Origin of the sequence: Sphingomonas cellulosilytica (assembly GCF_052321755.1) — a bacterium.
Taxonomy (GTDB): Bacteria; Pseudomonadota; Alphaproteobacteria; order Sphingomonadales; family Sphingomonadaceae; genus Sphingomonas.
Genome location: NZ_JBQRTT010000001.1, coordinates 475502 through 491226, shown reverse-complemented (window position 1 = coordinate 491226; position 15725 = coordinate 475502). Strand labels below are relative to the sequence as shown.

Genomic DNA, 15725 nt, shown 5'->3' with positions numbered 1-15725 from the left:
TCGGCGGCATGACCCTGCCATCGCTCGCCGCCGCCGATCCCCGCGCGTTCCTCTACCGCGACGCCCTGTCGCCCGACGCCGCGCTGCGCCTGACCGCCGAAACGCTCGGGCGCGCCGATGACGGCGAACTCTACCTGCAATATCGCAAGGCGGAGGCGTTCGGCTTCGACGACGGCCGATTGAAGACCGCGAGCTACGACACCAACGCCGGTTTCGGCCTGCGCGCGGTGTCTGGCGAGATGACCGCCTTCGCCCATGCCAACGAACTGTCGGAAGCCGCGATCCGCCGCGCCGGCGAGACGATGGCGCTGATCGATCCGTCCGCGGGCACCAGGGCACCGCCGCCGCAGGGCAACAACCGGCACCTCTATACCGACGCCGACCCGCTCGACCTCGTGCCGTTCGCCGACAAGGTCAATCTGTGCCAGACGATCGATGCGGCGGCGCGGGCGCGCGACCCGCGCGTGGCGCAGGTGTCGGTCGGCCTGTCGGGCACGTGGAGCGTGGTCGAGATCGTCCGCCCGGACGGCTTCGTCGCCACCGACGTGCGGCCGCTGGTCCGGCTCAACATCCAGATCGTCGTGGAGCAGAACGGCCGGCGCGAGACGGGGTCGTTCGGGATCGGTGGACGCTATCTCTACGACCGCCTGTTCGACACGAGCGTCTGGAGCCGCGGCATCGACGAGGCGCTCGCCCAGGCGCTCGTGAACCTCGAATCCGTCGCGGCGCCGGCCGGCGAGATGACCGTGCTGCTCGGGCCAGGCTGGCCGGGCGTGATCCTGCACGAGGCGATCGGCCATGGCCTGGAGGGCGACTTCAACCGCAAGGGGACGAGCGCCTTCTCCGGCCGCATCGGCGAACGCGTCGCGGCACCGGGGGTGACCGTGGTCGACGACGGATCGATCCCCGACCGGCGCGGCTCGCTGTCGATCGACGACGAAGGCACGCCGACCGGCGAGACGGTGCTGATCGAGGACGGCATCCTGAAGGGCTATATGCAGGACCGGCTGAACGCGCGGCTGATGGGCGTCGCGGCGACGGGCAACGGCCGCCGCGAAAGCTTCGCGCATGCGCCGATGCCGCGGATGACCAACACCTTCATGAAGGGCGGCAAGGACGATCCCGCCGAACTGCTTGCCCGCGTGAAGCGCGGCATCTTCGCCAAGAGCTTCGGCGGCGGTCAGGTCGATATCGTGTCGGGCAAGTTCGTCTTCAGCTGCACCGAGGCCTACAGAATCGAGGACGGCCGCATCGGCGCGCCGATCAAGGGCGCGACGCTGATCGGCGACGGCCCGTCCGTGCTGACCAGGGTGACCGGCATCGGCAACGACTTCGCGCTCGACGAAGGAATCGGCGTCTGCGGCAAGGGCGGGCAGAGCGTGCCGGCGGGCGTCGGGCAGCCGACGCTGCTGGTCGACGGGCTGACGGTGGGCGGAACGGCGGCGGGCTAGAAGCCGGTCACGAGCAGATCGAGCGCGGCCTTTATCTCGTATTCGTGCTCGTCCAAGCGCGCAACGGTCGCCAGAATATCGCGCTTGCTAATACTGCGAGCCAATGGCGTAATCATGGTGAGCAGCTGACCATCGACGAGGAAGGTCGGCGTTAATCGTGGAAGGTCAACACGGTCGGCTCTCCGGAGCGGAACAACGAATCGCGTCGGTAGATCGACGAGGAAGTTGGACTGGCAGTCCAGTACGATCACATCGCCGGTCACGCGCAGCGCGTCGAATTGGGCCATCAAAGCGACGCCAGATGCGCCAGCGGATCGCCATGCTCTTCATACCACTCGTTGAAGCGTCCGACGGCTTCACGGTTTTCTTCGCGCCAACGGTGTTCACGGGCTTCCTTGACCGCGACGCGCAGAGCCGCTTCCGTCACGCGCGACAGATTGACTCCCGCTTCGCGTGCTGCTGCCACTATGCCAGTGTCGAGTGAGACGTTGACCGGCCGCCGCTTGGTCGGTGTTATGGCATCATGTTTCATATGGTAAATGTATGCGCATGCCCATTGCGCGTCAACGGAGCGCATCCATGTCCCTCATCGAACTCGGCCGCTACGATCGCAACCTCGCCAACATCATCGTCGGGCGGCTGGCGGCGGAGGGGATAGAGGCCATCGCCTTCGATGGCGGGGCGAGCATCGCCGATGGCAGCTACCTGCTGATCCCGGTCAGGGTGATGGTGGACGAGGGCGATCTGCCGGCCGCTCGCGCCATCGTCGATGCTGCCTGAATTTTGGGCAGGCCGCCGCACCTGCACAATAATCTAACGTAAATCGGTCCCGGGCGGCAGCTGACCGCAACGGAATCGCACCGTTACGCATCTGGCATGACGCTTGCGATGGCCATCCTCGTGCAACGAGGGGGCAGGGATGAAGCTGGTCATTGCGATCATCAAGCCGTTCAAGCTCGACGAGGTGAGGGAAGCGCTCACCACGTTGGGAGTGGCGGGGATGACGGTTACCGAGGTCAAGGGGTTCGGCCGCCAGAAGGGCCAGACCGAAATCTACCGCGGCGCCGAATACAGCACCAACATGGTGCCCAAGATCAAGATCGAGGTGGTCTGCGCCGCCGACCTCGCCGACCGCGTGGTCGAGGCGATCCAGGCCTCCGCCAACACCGGCGCGATCGGCGACGGCAAGATCTTCGTGCTCGACGTCGGGCAGGCGGTGCGCATCCGCACCGGCGAAACCGACGACAGCGCGCTCTGAGGGGGGTGATGATGAAGCATGCACTGAAATACGCCGGCGTCGCGGGGCTGACCGCCCTGGCGTTCGCCGCCATGCCCGCCTGGGCGCAGGATGCGGCACTGCAATCGCCGCCCGCCGCCGCGACCGCCGCGACGGTGAACAAGGGCGACACCGCCTGGATGATGACCAGCACGGTCCTCGTCATGATGATGATCCTGCCCGGCCTCGCCCTGTTCTACGGCGGCCTCACCCGCGCCAAGAACATGCTGTCGGTGATGACGCAGGTCGGCGCGGTTGCCTGCCTCGCGATGCTGATCTGGGTGATGTACGGCTACAGCCTTGCCTTCGGTCCCGACATGGGCGGCGGCGGCTTCCTCACCAACTTCGTCGCCAGCTTCGACAAGGCGTTCCTGAAGGGCGTTACCGCCGCCTCGCAATCGGCGACCTTCACCGCCGGGGTCGAGATCCCGGAATATGTCTTCATCAGCTTCCAGATGACCTTTGCCGCGATCACCGTCGCGCTGGTGCTGGGGTCGGTCGTCGAGCGCATGAAGTTCAGCGCGGTGATGGCCTTCGCCGCGGTGTGGCTGACGATCGTCTATTTGCCCGTAGCGCACATGGTGTGGGCGTCGTCGGGCCTGTTCTTCAAGGCCGGTGCGCTCGACTTCGCAGGCGGCACGGTGGTGCACATCAACGCCGGCGTCTCCGCACTGGTCGCCTCGCTGATGCTCGGCAAGCGGATGGGCTATCCGACGACGCCGATGCCGCCGCACTCGCTGACGCTGACCGGCGTCGGTACCGGCCTGCTGTGGGTCGGCTGGTTCGGGTTCAACGCCGGCTCGGCGCTGGAGGCCAATGGCTCGGCGGGCCTGGCGATGATCAACACCTTCGTCGCCACCGCAGCGGGCGGGCTGTTCTGGATGCTGATCGAGCGGGTGCGCGGCCACAAGGGCTCGGCGCTCGGCTTCTGCTCGGGCATCGTCGCCGGCCTCGTCGCCGTGACGCCGGCCGCGGGCAATTCCGGGCCGTTCGGCGCGATCGTGCTCGGCGCCGTCGCCTCGGTGGTCTGCTTCTTCGCCGTGTCGGTGCTGAAGCCGCGCCTCGGCTATGACGACGCGCTCGACGCCTTCGGCGTGCACGGCATCGGCGGCATGATCGGCGCGATCGGCACCGGCATCGTCTACGCGCCGTCGCTCGGCGGCCCCGGTGCGGCGGATTACAACATGGGTGCGAAGCTGCTCGTGCAGCTCGGCGCGGTCGCGACCACCATCGTCTGGGCGTCGATCGGCACCGCTATCGCGATCACCGTCGCCAAGGCGCTGACCGGCCTGCGGGTCGCTCCCGAAGTCGAGCAGGAAGGCCTCGACCTCGGCGAGCACGGCGAGCGCGCCTACAACTGATCGCCATTCTCTGATCGGGCGCGGGGGCAGCAGACCCCCGCCCCCCACGACGTTCCTCCTGCGGACGACCCTGACCCGGTACGGCGACGTACCGGGTCTTTTTTGGTTCGCGCGAAGACGCGAAGACGCGAAGAGGGCGCGCATTGGACAAGCGTCAGCCTGCCTCTCGCCATCAAGATCGCTGCCGCGGGTACGACGTCTTCACGGCGTCGCGGTGTCGCGCGAACTCTCCTGATCGACGCTGCGCGTAAGGTCAGGCGAACTGGCGGCGCAGGTCCAGCATAGCGAGCGCCGCCAGCGCCGCGCCGCCGCCCTTGTCGAGCTGCGCCGGATCGGCGCGGACGATCGCCTGCGCCTCGTTCTCGGTGGTGAGGATGCCGTTGCCGATGGCAAGGCCGTCCATGGTCAGCGCCATGATGCCGCGGGCGCTCTCGTTGGACACGATCTCGAAATGATAGGTCTCGCCGCGGATCACCACGCCCAGTGCGACGAAGGCGTCGTACCGGTCGGTATCGGAGGCCAGCGCGATCGCGCCCGGCACTTCCAGTGCGCCCGGCACGGTCACCGTCTCATGGCTGTGCCCCGCCGCCTCGATCGCGGCGCGGGCGCCGGCGAGCAGCATGTCGTTGAGGTGATCGTAGAAGCGCGCTTCGACGATGAGCAGATGTGCCATGGTCAGTCCCCGGTGCCGCCGACGGCGCGTTCGCCGACGATCGACAGGCCATAGCCGTCGAGCCCGATCAGCGTGTGATGCGTGTTGGTGAGCAGCACCATCTCCTCGACGCCCAGTTCGGTCAGGATCATCGCGCCGACGCCATAGTCGCGCAGCTGCTCCATGTCCGACGCCGGCAGCGTTCCCGCTTTCGCCTGCAGCGCGACGGTGAACTGGTCGGCCCGCGGCCGGTTGATGACGACGATCACGCCGGCGCCTTCCTCCGCGATGATCTCCATCGAGCGGCGCAGCAGGCCGGCGCGGTCGCCGCCCTCGCCGAACAGGTCGGCGAAGGGCGACAGCGCGTGCATCCGCACCAGCGTCGGCCTGGTCGGATCGACCTTGCCCTTCACCAGCGCGATCTGCTCGCTGCCCGTCGCCTTGTTCCAAAAGGTCATCGCGGTCCACTCGCCGCCCCATTCGCTGACGAAGCGCGCCTCGGCGCGCTTCTCGACGAGATGGTCGTGGCGGCGGCGGTAGGCGATGAGGTCGCGGATCGTGCCGATCTTGAGATTGTGGAACTGCGCGAAGGCGACGAGGTCGTCGAGCCGCGCCATCGTGCCGTCCTCGTTCATGATCTCGCAGATCACGCCCGAGGGGTTGAGCCCGGCGAGCCGCGAGACGTCGACCGCCGCCTCGGTATGGCCGGTGCGCACCAGCACGCCACCGTCGCGCGCGACCAGCGGAAAGACGTGTCCCGGCGTCACGATCTCGCTCGGCCCCTTCGACGAATCGATCGCCACCGCGACGGTGCGCGCGCGATCCGCGGCGGAGATGCCGGTGGTGACGCCCTCGCGCGCCTCGATCGAGGTGGTGAAGGCGGTTTCGTGCCGGGTGCCGTTGTTGCGGCTCATCAGCGGCAGGCCGAGTTCGTCGACGCGCGTCTTGGTGAGCGCGAGGCAGATCAGGCCGCGGCCGAATTTGGCCATGAAGTTGATCTTTTCAGGGGTAGCCATCTGCGCGGGGATGACGAGGTCGCCCTCGTTCTCGCGATCCTCGTCGTCGACCAGGATGAACATCCGGCCGTTGCGCGCCTCGTCGATGATCTCTTCCGGCGCGGAGAGGAAGGCGTGGCGGAGCTTCGCCACTTCAGCTGCCTTGGCCACGGTAATGCTCCATACGTTGCAGATAGCGGGCGAGCACGTCGATCTCGATATTGACCGCCTGGCCTTGCGCCAGCGTGCCGAGCGTCGTCACCGCCTGGGTGTGGGGGATGAGGTTCACGGAGAAGTGCGTCGCCTCGCCATGGTCCTCGACGGTGTTCACCGTCAGCGACACGCCGTCGATCGTGATCGATCCCTTGGGCGCGATGAACGGGGCGAGCGCGGCCGGCACCGCGAAGCCGATGCGGTGCGATTCGCCTTCCGGGCAGATGCCGAGCACGGTGGCGATGCCGTCGACATGGCCGGTGACGATGTGCCCGCCCAGTTCGTCGCCCAGCTTCATCGCGCGTTCGAGGTTGAGCCGCCGCCCCGGCGTCCACTGGTCGCGGGCAGTGCGTGCGATCGTCTCGCCCGACACCTGCATGTCGAACCAGCCGGGCCCCTTGTCGACGACGGTCAGGCAGACGCCCGAACAGGCGATCGACGCGCCGAGGTCGATCGTGCCGGTGTCGTAGGCGGTGGCGATGCGCACGCGTGTGTCGCCGCCGTGCTCGACGCGCTCGATGGTGCCGATGTCGCTGACTATGCCGGTGAACATGATCGTCCCTGTTATCGCGCCCGCTCGTAGACCTCGAGGCGGTCGGTGCCAAGCTGCCGTGCATCGCCAAGCCGCCACCGGCCATGCGCGGTGCCCAGATCGGCGAGGCCGATGTCGCCGACCGACGCCCTGCCGCCGCCAATGACGATCGGCGCGCGGTAGAGGAGCAGGCGGTCGACGAGGCCGGCGCGAAGGAAGGCGGCGGCGGCGCCGGCGCCCCCTTCGACCAGCAGGTGATCGACCGGCAGGCCGGCGATGTCTGCCGGAGAGGCGATCCACTCCGGCTCACCCTCACCCTTCCGCACCTGCGGTGCTCCCTCCCTCTCCCATCGGGAGAGGGAAGAGGCGCGCAGCGCCGAAGGGTGAGGGTGGGTCGACAGCACCACCCGCAACGGGCTGCGCCCCTCCAGCCCCGCAAGCCGCACGTCGAGTCGCGGCGCATCCGCCTCCCACGTTCCGCGCCCGACCAGGATCGCACCCTGCCGGCTACGCTCGAGGTGCGCGTGGGCGCGCGCCTCCGGCCCGGTGATCCAGCGGCTGGTGCCGTCCGCCAGCGCGATGCACCCGTCGAGTGAGGTCGCGAGCTTCAGCGTGACGAAAGGCCGGCCGAAGCGTTGCCGGGTCAGGAAACCCGCCATGCTCCGCGCGGCGGCCTCGGCACCTGCGCCCTGCGTCACTGCGATCCCCGCATCGGCCAGCCGCGCCATCCCGACGCGATCGGTGCGCGGATCGGGATCGCCGAGCGCCACCACCACCCGCGCCACCCCCGCCGCGACCAGCAGGTTGGCACAGGCCGGCCCGCGGGGCGATAGATGGGCGCAGGGCTCCAGCGTGGTATAGACCGTCGCACCGCGCGTCTGTTCGCCCGCCTGCGCCAACGCCATCGCCTCGGCATGCGGCCGCCCGCCGGGCTGGGTCCAGCCGCGGCCGACCACGCGGCCGCCCTGCACGATCACGCAGCCGACATTGGGATTGGGGGCGCTCGTTCCGCGGCTGCGCTCGCCCAGCGCCAGCGCCGCCCCCATCCAGCGCACGTCGCCGGCGCTTACAGCCCCCACTTGGTCATCGCATCGTCGACTGTCTTGAACTGGCTGCGCAACTTGTCCTCGCGCGCCTTCTGCGCGGCGATGCGCTTGTCCTGGTCGACCTTGTCGATCGCCTGCTGTGCCTTGATCTGCGCATCGGTGCGATCCGCGGCATAGTTTTTGAAGTAGATGATGTTCGGCTGATAGGGTTCGGGCGGAATGTCGTTGCGCATGAAGGCGTAGACGAAGAACCCGGTGATCGCCATCGCCGCGACCAGAAACCCCAGGTCGCGCGGCTCGCGCTGCGACAGGAAGAAGCGCAGATCCTTGTACGCGCGGACCGGCGAGAAGCGGCTGAAGAACTGCATGGATGAGATGTAGGAGCGCGGAAGCCTTTGGGCCAGCCCTTGTCGGATGCAGACCGGTGCCGGATTGGCGACCCGCATCAGACGCCGACGGGGTTGCGCACCCGCCGGCGTCCGGCCTCAGTCGGCATCCTCCATGCGGAAGGTCAACGTCATCGTCCGCCACGCTTCCTCGGGCACGCTGCCGCGCGTCGCCGGCTTGAACCGCCAAGACCGCAGCGCGCGCTGCTGCGTCGCCTTCCAGAAATCGTCGCTGGTCGCGGTGACCCGTTCGATCTGCTTCACCCGGCCATCGACGCCGACCAGCACGCGCACGGTGACGCGGCCGTCGCGGTTGGCGCGGCGTTCGGCGGCAGGATATTCGGGCTGGAAGGCGTCGGCGTAGCGCGGATCGACCTGCGGGCCGATCAGCGGCAGCAACGGTGGTGCGGGTGGCGCCTCCACCAGCGGACCGGGATCATTGCCGACGATCGACCCCGTCACCGGCGGCGACTCGGTCACGCTGGTGGTGAAGTCCGATGTGCTGGGGATCGGGATCGGCGGCACCGGCGCCGTGATCTGCTCCATCGGCCGACTCGCGGTCATCTCGTGCGGCTTGGGCTGTGGCGCAGGCGGTTCGGGCGGCGGCGGCTCGTCGACCGGGATGTTGGTGGTGGTCAGCACATGCTCCGGGCCGTCGGGCAGGATCTTCGGTCCTGCGAACATCAGCGCGGCGACCAGCGCCACGTTGATCGCGACGGCGGCGGTAAGGCCACCGGGGTTGAAACGGGTCGGCTGGGGGTAGCGGTCGGCATACATGATCCGTCTCCTGTCTCGTCGTCTGGCTTCGAACCTATCTCCTGCAGGCCGTCGAATGTTACGATGTATCGTCACCATGTCAAGCCGTGCCGAAAGCACGGCGAGCCGTGACGCTTCGGATCAGGCGCTCGCGGCGGCCGAGAGCCGTGCGATCGCCCGGTCGCGGCCGATCAGCGGCAGGAGCGCGGCCATGTCGGGGCCGTGGTCGCGCCCGGTCAGCGCCTGGCGCAACGGCAGGAACAAGGCCTTGCCCTTGCGTCCCGTCGCGTCCTTCAACGCACCGGTCAGCGCGTGCCACGGATCGCCCGCCCAATCGATCGTCTCGGCATGACGGGCTGCCTGTGTCAGATAGGCGCGGGCGTCTTCGTCCATCGCCGGCGCGGTGATCGGCCCCTCGATCACGTGCCACCAGTCCGCCGCTTCGGCGACCTGGGTCAGATTGGGGCGGACGGCGGCCCATTCGGCGGCGCCCATGCCTTCGGGCAGCCGCTCGGCCACCGCGGCATGATCCAGCTGGTGGACGATGCGCGCGTTGACCTGTGCCAGTTCCGCTTCGTCGAAACGCGCCGGCGCCCGGCCGAAGCGGGCGAAATCGAACGCGGCGATCAGCGGCGCCGGATCGACCAGCGGCTCGACGGGGTCGCTGGTGCCGATCCGCGCGAGCAGCGCGATCACCGCCTGCGGCTCGATCCCCGCCTCGCGGAAGTGCGCGACGCCGAGCGAGCCCAGCCGCTTCGACAATTTGCCCTCCGCGCCGGTCAGCAGCGCCTCATGCGCGAAGCGCGGCGGCGCCACGCCCATCGCGGCGAACATCTGCAATTGCAGCGCGGTGTTGGACACATGGTCCTCGCCGCGCACGACATGGGTGATGCCGAGGTCGGCGTCGTCGATCGCGGAGGGCAGCATATACAGCCACGATCCGTCGGCGCGGCGGATCACGGGATCGCTCATCGTGCGCGGATCGAACGCCTGCGGCCCGCGGATCAGGTCGTCCCACGTGATGGCGGCATCGTGATCCAGCTTGAAGCGCCAGTGCGGGCGGACGCCCGCGGCGTCCAGCGCGGCCCGCTCGGCATCGCTCAGCGTCAGCGCGGCGCGGTCGTACACCGGCGGCAGGCCGCGCCCGAGCAGGATCTTGCGCTTGAGATCGAGTTCCTGCGCCGTCTCATAGGCCGGATAGATGCGCCCCGCCGCGACCAGCGCGTCGAAGCGCGCCTGATACAGCGCGAACCGTTCGGACTGGCGGACCTGCGCATCGGCCTCCAGGCCCAGCCAGGCGAGGTCGGCGCGGATGCCCGCGACGAAGCGCTCCTCGGATCGTTCGGCATCGGTGTCGTCGATCCGCAGCACGAAACGGCCACCCTGTGCCCGCGCAAACATCCAGTTGTGAAGCGCGGCGCGGATGTTGCCGACGTGCAGCGTGCCGGTCGGCGAGGGGGCGAAACGGGTGATGACGGTCATGGTGCCTGCGCCTAGTCAGTCGGACAGGGGCGAACAAGCGAGCTTTCCGTTTCATGACGGTGGCTCTAAGGCGCGACCGCGAGAACAGCATCGATGGGGCGGGGAGCCACGCATGAAACTGATGACCGGCAATTCGAATCTTCCCCTGGCGAAGGCGATCGCGGCCTATCTGGAATTGCCGCTGACCGATGCGCTGGTGCGCCGCTTCGCCGACGAGGAGATCTTCGTCGAGATCCAGGAAAACGTGCGCGGCGAGGACGTGTTCGTGATCCAGTCGACGGGCTTTCCCGCCAACGACAATCTGATGGAATTGCTCATCATCATCGATGCGCTGAAGCGCGCGTCGGCGAAGCGGATCACCGCGGTGATCCCGTACATGGGCTATGCCCGCCAGGACCGGAAGCCGGGGCCGCGCACGCCGATCTCGGCGAAGCTCGTCGCCAACCTCATCACCGTCGCCGGCGCCGACCGCGTGCTGTCGGTCGACCTGCATGCCGGACAGATCCAAGGCTTCTTCGATATCCCGACCGACAACCTCTACGCCGCACCGGTGATGAGCGCGGACATCAGCGCCCGATTCAAGGGCAAGAACCTGATGGTCGTTTCGCCCGACGTCGGCGGCGTGGTGCGCGCGCGCCAGCTCGCCAAGCGGCTCGACAATGCGCCGCTCGCCATCGTCGACAAGCGCCGCGAACGCGCCGGCGAATCGGAGGTGATGAACATCATCGGCGACGTCGAGGGCCGCTTTTGCATCCTGATCGACGACATCGTCGACTCGGCCGGCACCCTGTGCAACGCGGCGGCGGCACTGCGCGAGGCGGGGGCGGAGGATGTCGTCGCCTATGTGACGCACGGCGTGCTGTCGGGCGGCGCGGTGGCGCGGGTCGAAGGCTCGGCGCTGCGCGAGCTGGTCATCACCGATTCGATCGGCAACCACGAATCGATCGTCCCCAAGAACGTTGGGGCGGGCCGCATCCGCCACCTGCCGATCGCGCCGCTGCTCGGCGAGGCGATCAAGCGGATCGCGGATGAAACGAGCGTGAGCAGCTTGTTCGATTGACCGCAGGCGCGGCCACGCCCGCGCCGATGCGCGCAAGCGCAGCGGTCAATCCGGCCAGCGGGCGCGCCCCGGCGCGACCCGACTGACGACGGCTTTGCCGGCATCCTTTTGGAGGGCCTTAGCAGCGACGACGGCAAAGCCGCCGTCGGACGGGCTCGGTTGCACCGACCCGCCGGCCGGTCGCAGGGTTGCGCGTGCCGCGCACCGGCGCGGGCGTTGCCGCGCCTACCTTTGCGACAGCGCCACGATGTGATCGAACACCGCCGGGTGCAACGGTTTCGCGAAGGCGCAGCCATATTTGAACTTGTCGCGCCACGCGACCACCGCCTCCAGCCCGGCGAGCCCCGGCAGGGTCAGCCACACCACCGTGCCCGGCCATAAGGTGAAGCTCGTCTCGGCGCGGAAGCCGGAGAGTGACAGGTCGGTCACCTCGATCTCGAAGCGCGTCTGGCCACGATCGCGCAGGTGCGCGCGCATCTTGACCGCCTTGCGCAGCGCCTGACGCGACTCGTCCGTCGGATCGACGGGTTCGAAGGGCGGCGTGAAGATCGGCTGTTCCATGGCAGCGTGCCTGCCATGTCAGTGGTTACTTTTCTGCCAACGACGTCTCGGCCGTCACTGGCGCACGGACGCCCTGCCGGCCGCGACGCTTCAATTCCGCCTTCAATCCCTCCGGACGCGGCGCGACCAGGAAGCCGAAGCTGACGTTGCCCTCCCGCGTCTCGACGACGTGATGCAGCCGATGCGCCTGAACGATGCGCTTCATATAGGCGGACTTGGGCAGGTAGCGCGTCGCGATCCGCTGGTGGACGATGATGTCGTGGAAGCCGAAATAGATGGCGCCATAGGCCGCGATCCCCGCGCCGATCCATGCCCAGCCCGGCCACCAGCCGAGTTGCAGGGCTCCCAGCAGCAGCACGAACGAGGGCACCGCGAAGATCGCGGCATACAGGTCGTTGAGCTCCCAGTTGCCGTGCCGCTGGCGGTGGTGGCTGGCGTGCAGGAACCAGCCGGGTCCGTACATGATCCAGCGGTGCGCGGCATAGGCGAATCCCTCCATGCCGACCACGGTCAGGAGAAACAGAAGGATGCCGAGCGGCCAGGACATGCGTGCTCCGTCTAATGCGATGCGTTTGCAATAACGAATGGACCCCCTGCACGATCCGGGGTGGATTCGCCGGGCGGCCTGTGCGAAAGGCCGCTCCAATCTCCTCTTACCAGCATCATGCGAGGCAGACCATGAACATCCACGAATATCAAGCCAAGGAACTGCTGGCGAAGTTCGGCGTGCCCGTTCCCGCCGGTTTCGCCGCACTCAGCGTCGAAGAGGCCGTCGAGGCATCGAAGAAGCTTCCCGGACCGCTCTACGTCGTCAAGGCGCAGATCCACGCCGGCGGCCGCGGCAAGGGCAAGTTCAAGGAACTCGGCCCCGACGCCAAAGGCGGCGTCCGCCTTGCCAAGACTGCCGATGAAGTGCGCGCGCATGCGGCCGACATGCTCGGCAACACGCTGGTGACGATCCAGACCGGCGATGCCGGAAAGCAGGTCAACCGCCTCTACATCACCGACGGCGTCGATATCGCGAAGGAATTCTACCTCGCGCTGCTCGTCAACCGTGCGACCGGCCGCGTCTCGATGGTCGCCTCGACCGAAGGCGGCATGGACATCGAGACGGTGGCGCACGACACGCCGGAAAAGATCCACTCGATCGACATCGACACCGCGACCGGCTTCATGCCGCATCACGGGCGTGCCGTTGCCGCGGCGCTGGAGCTGACCGGTGATCTCGCCAAGCAGGCGGCCAGCGTCGCGTCCAAGCTGTACGACGCCTTCCTCGGCACCGACGCCGAGCAGATCGAGATCAACCCGCTCGCGGTTACCGATGACGGCAAGCTGGTCGTGCTCGACGCCAAGGTCGGCTTCGACGGCAACGCCATGTTCCGTCACAAGGACCTGATGGAATTGCGCGACACCACCGAAGAGGACGCGATGGAGCTGGAGGCGTCGAAGTACGACCTCGCCTACATCAAGCTCGACGGCGACATCGGCTGCATGGTCAACGGCGCGGGCCTTGCCATGGCGACGATGGACATCATCAAGCTCAACGGCATGTTCCCGGCCAACTTCCTCGACGTCGGCGGCGGCGCCAACAAGGAGAAGGTGACGGCGGCGTTCAAGATCATCCTCGCCGATCCGGCGGTGAAGGGCATCCTGGTCAACATCTTCGGCGGCATCATGAAGTGCGACATCATCGCCGAAGGCATCGTCGCTGCCGCCAAGGAAGTGAACCTGTCGGTGCCGTTGGTCGTCCGTCTGGAAGGCACCAACGTGCAGGCCGGAAAGGACATCCTGGCCAATTCCGGCCTCGCGATCGTTCCTGCCAACGATCTGGGCGATGCCGCGAAGAAGATCGTCGCCGAGGTGCAGAAGGCGGCGTGATCCGAATGGCGGGGCGCTTCCACCAGCGCCCCGTCACCCCGGACTCGTTCCGGGGTCCACGCGTCCGCAGGCGGACCGCCATGAGCCTCTGGACCTGCGCTCGCTGCGCCGTGGACTCCGGAACACGTCCGGAGTGACGAACGGCTCGAGGCATTGGTGTGGCAAGATCGGCCAACGAATCTCGAAAATTTCTTCAGGCTCGGGCATCATGTCCGGGCCTGATTCGTTCAGGCGGTAGACCTGCCGCTACGGCAACCGGCGCTTTCCATACCGGACTTGCGAAAGGCACGGAAAACCGCCATCTCACCCGCCGATACGACGCCGAAAAAGGCGTCGGAGGCGCAATCGGAAGGAAGCCAATGAAGGTGCTGGTGCCGGTCAAGCGCGTGCTTGACTATAACGTGAAGCCCCGGGTGAAGGCGGACGGGTCGGGTGTCGACCTCGCCAACGTCAAGATGAGCATGAACCCGTTCGACGAGATCGCCGTCGAGGAAGCCATCCGCTTGAAGGACAAGGGTGTCACCGAGATCGTCGTCGTCTCGATCGGCGAGCCGAAGGCGCAGGAGACGATCCGCACCGCGCTCGCGATGGGAGCGGACCGCGGCATCCTGGTGACCAGTGACACCAAGGTCGAACCGCTGGGCGTCGCCAAGATCCTCGCCAAGATCGTCGAGGAGGAGCAGCCGAGCCTCGTCATTCTCGGCAAGCAGGCGATCGACGACGACAACAACCAGACCGGCCAGATGCTCGCCGGCCTCCTCGGCTGGGGACAGGGCACGTTCGCCTCGAAGGTCGAACTCACGGCAAGCGACGTCACCGTGACGCGCGAGGTCGACGGCGGTTTAGAAACGGACAAATTCCCGCTGCCCGCCATCGTCACCACCGACCTGCGCCTCAACGAGCCGCGCTATGCCTCGCTGCCCAACATCATGAAGGCGAAGTCGAAGCCGTTGGCGCAGAAGACCGCCGCCGATTACGGCGTCGACGTGACGCCGCGGATCACGACGCTGAAGGTTGTCGAGCCGGGCAAGCGGCAGGCGGGCGTCAAGGTCGCCGATGTCGACGAACTCGTGATGAAGCTGCATGCGATGGGGATTGCCAAGTGAAGACGCTCGTCTGGGTCGAGCACGATGGCTCGACGGTCAAGGATGCCACGCTCGCCGCGGTGACTGCCGCATCGAAGCTGGGTGAGGTCCACCTCCTCGTCGCCGGACAGGGCGTTGACGGCGTCGCGCAAGCCGCGGCGCAGATCGCCGGCGTCGGCAAGGTGCACGTCGCCGACGATGCGGCCTATGCGCATGCGCTCGCCGAGAACGTCGCGCCGCTGGTGGTGCAGCTGATGGACACGCACGACGCCTTCGTCGCGCCGTCGACCACCACGGGCAAGAACGTCGCGCCGCGCGTCGCCGCTCTGCTCGATGTCATGCAGATCAGCGATATCCTGTCGGTGGAAAGCGAGGATACCTTCACCCGGCCGATCTACGCCGGCAACGCGATCGCGACGGTGCAGACGTCGGATGCCAAGAAGGTCATCACCGTCCGCGGCACCGCCTTCGAAAAGGCGGCGGCCGAGGGTGGCTCGGGCACGGTCGAAGCGATCACGTCGGCCGGTGACAAGGGCGTGTCGACCTATGTCGGCGCCGAGATCGCCGAGAATGCGCGCCCCGAACTCACCAGCGCCAAGATCATCGTGTCGGGCGGCCGCGCGCTGCAGAACGGCGAGAACTTCACCAAGCTGATCGAGCCGCTGGCCGACAAGCTCGGCGCCGGCGTTGGTGCCAGCCGCGCGGCGGTCGATGCGGGCTTCGTGCCCAACGACTATCAGGTCGGCCAGACCGGCAAGATCGTCGCGCCGGAAGTCTATATCGCGGTCGGCATCTCGGGCGCGATCCAGCACCTTGCCGGCATGAAGGACTCCAAGGTGATCGTCGCGATCAACAAGGACGAGGACGCGCCGATCTTCCAGGTCGCCGACATCGGCCTGGTCGGCGACCTGTTCAAGGTAGTGCCGGAGCTGACCGAGAAGCTCTGACGGCGGACGGTGCCAGCGCATAGCTGGCAGCACCACCCGTCGGC

19 protein-coding genes are annotated in these 15725 nt (G+C 67.6%); 8 read left to right on the top strand and 11 right to left on the bottom strand.

Annotated features, from left to right (window positions below):
* Positions 1-8: 8 nt before the first annotated feature.
* Complete coding sequence (gene tldD, locus ACTZQ5_RS02340) at positions 9-1451, top strand: metalloprotease TldD (RefSeq protein ID WP_443583542.1); 1443 nt, start codon at positions 9-11, stop codon at positions 1449-1451.
* Here tldD and ACTZQ5_RS02335 read toward each other — a convergent pair.
* A complete protein-coding gene (locus tag ACTZQ5_RS02335) occupies positions 1448-1738 on the bottom strand; it encodes a CcdB family protein (protein WP_443583541.1) in 291 nt (96 codons plus the stop codon). The genes tldD and ACTZQ5_RS02335 overlap by 4 nt on opposite strands.
* Positions 1738-1983, bottom strand: a complete 246-nt coding sequence (locus tag ACTZQ5_RS02330; protein WP_443583540.1) for a type II toxin-antitoxin system CcdA family antitoxin — start codon at positions 1981-1983, stop codon at positions 1738-1740. Before ACTZQ5_RS02330 ends, ACTZQ5_RS02335 begins: the two co-directional genes overlap by 1 nt.
* Before the next feature lie 47 nt (positions 1984-2030).
* Here ACTZQ5_RS02330 and ACTZQ5_RS02325 point away from each other — a divergent pair, with 47 nt between their 5' ends.
* The 3 genes from ACTZQ5_RS02325 (at position 2031) to ACTZQ5_RS02315 (ending at position 4088) form a co-directional block, all read left to right on the top strand.
* Complete coding sequence (locus ACTZQ5_RS02325; RefSeq protein ID WP_443583539.1) at positions 2031-2231, top strand: putative signal transducing protein; 201 nt, start codon at positions 2031-2033, stop codon at positions 2229-2231.
* A gap of 139 nt (positions 2232-2370) precedes the next feature.
* The gene (locus ACTZQ5_RS02320; protein WP_017980283.1) at positions 2371-2709 is read left to right on the top strand and encodes a P-II family nitrogen regulator; all 339 of its coding nucleotides are present in this window, start codon (positions 2371-2373) and stop codon (positions 2707-2709) included.
* Positions 2710-2717: 8 nt separating this feature from the next.
* Positions 2718-4088 (top strand): ammonium transporter, encoded by a 1371-nt coding sequence (locus ACTZQ5_RS02315; protein ID WP_443583538.1) that lies wholly within the window; start codon positions 2718-2720, stop codon positions 4086-4088.
* A gap of 253 nt (positions 4089-4341) precedes the next feature.
* Here the strand turns inward: ACTZQ5_RS02315 and ribH are convergent, their stop codons facing one another.
* The 7 genes from ribH to gltX form a co-directional block, all read right to left on the bottom strand.
* The gene (ribH, locus tag ACTZQ5_RS02310) at positions 4342-4761 is read right to left on the bottom strand and encodes a 6,7-dimethyl-8-ribityllumazine synthase (protein WP_443583537.1); all 420 of its coding nucleotides are present in this window, start codon (positions 4759-4761) and stop codon (positions 4342-4344) included.
* A gap of 2 nt (positions 4762-4763) precedes the next feature.
* A complete protein-coding gene (gene ribB, locus ACTZQ5_RS02305; RefSeq protein ID WP_443583536.1) occupies positions 4764-5906 on the bottom strand; it encodes a 3,4-dihydroxy-2-butanone-4-phosphate synthase in 1143 nt (380 codons plus the stop codon).
* Positions 5890-6501, bottom strand: a complete 612-nt coding sequence (locus ACTZQ5_RS02300; RefSeq protein WP_443583535.1) for a riboflavin synthase — start codon at positions 6499-6501, stop codon at positions 5890-5892. Before ACTZQ5_RS02300 ends, ribB begins: the two co-directional genes overlap by 17 nt.
* Positions 6502-6512: 11 nt before the next feature.
* Positions 6513-7526 (bottom strand): bifunctional diaminohydroxyphosphoribosylaminopyrimidine deaminase/5-amino-6-(5-phosphoribosylamino)uracil reductase RibD, encoded by a 1014-nt coding sequence (gene ribD / locus ACTZQ5_RS02295; protein ID WP_443583702.1) that lies wholly within the window; start codon positions 7524-7526, stop codon positions 6513-6515.
* Positions 7527-7546: 20 nt separating this feature from the next.
* On the bottom strand, positions 7547-7894 hold the full coding sequence (locus tag ACTZQ5_RS02290) for a hypothetical protein (RefSeq protein ID WP_443583534.1): 348 nt from the start codon (positions 7892-7894) through the stop codon (positions 7547-7549).
* A 117-nt stretch (positions 7895-8011) separates the two neighbouring features.
* The gene (locus ACTZQ5_RS02285; RefSeq protein WP_443583533.1) at positions 8012-8689 is read right to left on the bottom strand and encodes an energy transducer TonB; all 678 of its coding nucleotides are present in this window, start codon (positions 8687-8689) and stop codon (positions 8012-8014) included.
* A gap of 120 nt (positions 8690-8809) precedes the next feature.
* Entirely contained in the window at positions 8810-10150 is a 1341-nt protein-coding gene (gene gltX / locus ACTZQ5_RS02280) for a glutamate--tRNA ligase (protein WP_443583532.1), read from the bottom strand.
* A 112-nt stretch (positions 10151-10262) separates the two neighbouring features.
* Between gltX and ACTZQ5_RS02275 the strand changes: the two genes are divergently transcribed.
* Positions 10263-11210, top strand: a complete 948-nt coding sequence (locus ACTZQ5_RS02275; protein ID WP_443583531.1) for a ribose-phosphate pyrophosphokinase — start codon at positions 10263-10265, stop codon at positions 11208-11210.
* Between the two features lie 225 nt (positions 11211-11435).
* Here the strand turns inward: ACTZQ5_RS02275 and ACTZQ5_RS02270 are convergent, their stop codons facing one another.
* Complete coding sequence (locus ACTZQ5_RS02270) at positions 11436-11771, bottom strand: PilZ domain-containing protein (RefSeq protein ID WP_443583530.1); 336 nt, start codon at positions 11769-11771, stop codon at positions 11436-11438.
* Between the two features lie 25 nt (positions 11772-11796).
* Positions 11797-12318 (bottom strand): sterol desaturase family protein, encoded by a 522-nt coding sequence (locus ACTZQ5_RS02265; protein ID WP_443583529.1) that lies wholly within the window; start codon positions 12316-12318, stop codon positions 11797-11799.
* Positions 12319-12449: 131 nt separating this feature from the next.
* Here ACTZQ5_RS02265 and sucC point away from each other — a divergent pair, with 131 nt between their 5' ends.
* The 3 genes from sucC to ACTZQ5_RS02250 all read left to right on the top strand — a co-directional run bounded on the left by sucC (position 12450) and on the right by ACTZQ5_RS02250 (position 15681).
* Positions 12450-13649 (top strand): ADP-forming succinate--CoA ligase subunit beta, encoded by a 1200-nt coding sequence (gene sucC / locus ACTZQ5_RS02260; RefSeq protein WP_443583528.1) that lies wholly within the window; start codon positions 12450-12452, stop codon positions 13647-13649.
* Between the two features lie 359 nt (positions 13650-14008).
* Positions 14009-14755 carry an electron transfer flavoprotein subunit beta/FixA family protein gene (locus ACTZQ5_RS02255; protein WP_443583527.1) on the top strand — a complete coding sequence of 249 codons (747 nt, stop codon included), beginning with the start codon at positions 14009-14011 and terminating at the stop codon, positions 14753-14755.
* Positions 14752-15681, top strand: a complete 930-nt coding sequence (locus tag ACTZQ5_RS02250) for an electron transfer flavoprotein subunit alpha/FixB family protein (RefSeq protein ID WP_443583526.1) — start codon at positions 14752-14754, stop codon at positions 15679-15681. Before ACTZQ5_RS02255 ends, ACTZQ5_RS02250 begins: the two co-directional genes overlap by 4 nt.
* The last annotated feature ends 44 nt before the right edge of the window (positions 15682-15725 follow it).

Excerpts from the sequence above, each read along its gene's own strand:
- ACTZQ5_RS02320 (WP_017980283.1), top strand. The coding sequence starts at position 2,371 with ATGAAGCTGGTCATTGCGATCATCAAGCCGTTCAAGCTCGACGAGGTG.
- ACTZQ5_RS02325 (WP_443583539.1), top strand. The coding sequence starts at position 2,031 with ATGTCCCTCATCGAACTCGGCCGCTACGATCGCAACCTCGCCAACATC.
- tldD (WP_443583542.1), top strand. The coding sequence starts at position 9 with ATGACCCTGCCATCGCTCGCCGCCGCCGATCCCCGCGCGTTCCTCTAC.
- ACTZQ5_RS02315 (WP_443583538.1), top strand. The coding sequence starts at position 2,718 with ATGATGAAGCATGCACTGAAATACGCCGGCGTCGCGGGGCTGACCGCC.
- ribD (WP_443583702.1), bottom strand. The coding sequence starts at position 7,526 with ATGGGGGCGGCGCTGGCGCTGGGCGAGCGCAGCCGCGGAACGAGCGCC.
- sucC (WP_443583528.1), top strand. The coding sequence starts at position 12,450 with ATGAACATCCACGAATATCAAGCCAAGGAACTGCTGGCGAAGTTCGGC.
- ACTZQ5_RS02265 (WP_443583529.1), bottom strand. The coding sequence starts at position 12,318 with ATGTCCTGGCCGCTCGGCATCCTTCTGTTTCTCCTGACCGTGGTCGGC.
- ACTZQ5_RS02330 (WP_443583540.1), bottom strand. The coding sequence starts at position 1,983 with ATGAAACATGATGCCATAACACCGACCAAGCGGCGGCCGGTCAACGTC.
- ACTZQ5_RS02290 (WP_443583534.1), bottom strand. The coding sequence starts at position 7,894 with ATGCAGTTCTTCAGCCGCTTCTCGCCGGTCCGCGCGTACAAGGATCTG.
- ACTZQ5_RS02300 (WP_443583535.1), bottom strand. The coding sequence starts at position 6,501 with ATGTTCACCGGCATAGTCAGCGACATCGGCACCATCGAGCGCGTCGAG.
- gltX (WP_443583532.1), bottom strand. The coding sequence starts at position 10,150 with ATGACCGTCATCACCCGTTTCGCCCCCTCGCCGACCGGCACGCTGCAC.
- ACTZQ5_RS02275 (WP_443583531.1), top strand. The coding sequence starts at position 10,263 with ATGAAACTGATGACCGGCAATTCGAATCTTCCCCTGGCGAAGGCGATC.
- ACTZQ5_RS02335 (WP_443583541.1), bottom strand. The coding sequence starts at position 1,738 with ATGGCCCAATTCGACGCGCTGCGCGTGACCGGCGATGTGATCGTACTG.
- ribH (WP_443583537.1), bottom strand. The coding sequence starts at position 4,761 with ATGGCACATCTGCTCATCGTCGAAGCGCGCTTCTACGATCACCTCAAC.
- ACTZQ5_RS02270 (WP_443583530.1), bottom strand. The coding sequence starts at position 11,771 with ATGGAACAGCCGATCTTCACGCCGCCCTTCGAACCCGTCGATCCGACG.
- ACTZQ5_RS02285 (WP_443583533.1), bottom strand. The coding sequence starts at position 8,689 with ATGTATGCCGACCGCTACCCCCAGCCGACCCGTTTCAACCCCGGTGGC.
- ACTZQ5_RS02255 (WP_443583527.1), top strand. The coding sequence starts at position 14,009 with ATGAAGGTGCTGGTGCCGGTCAAGCGCGTGCTTGACTATAACGTGAAG.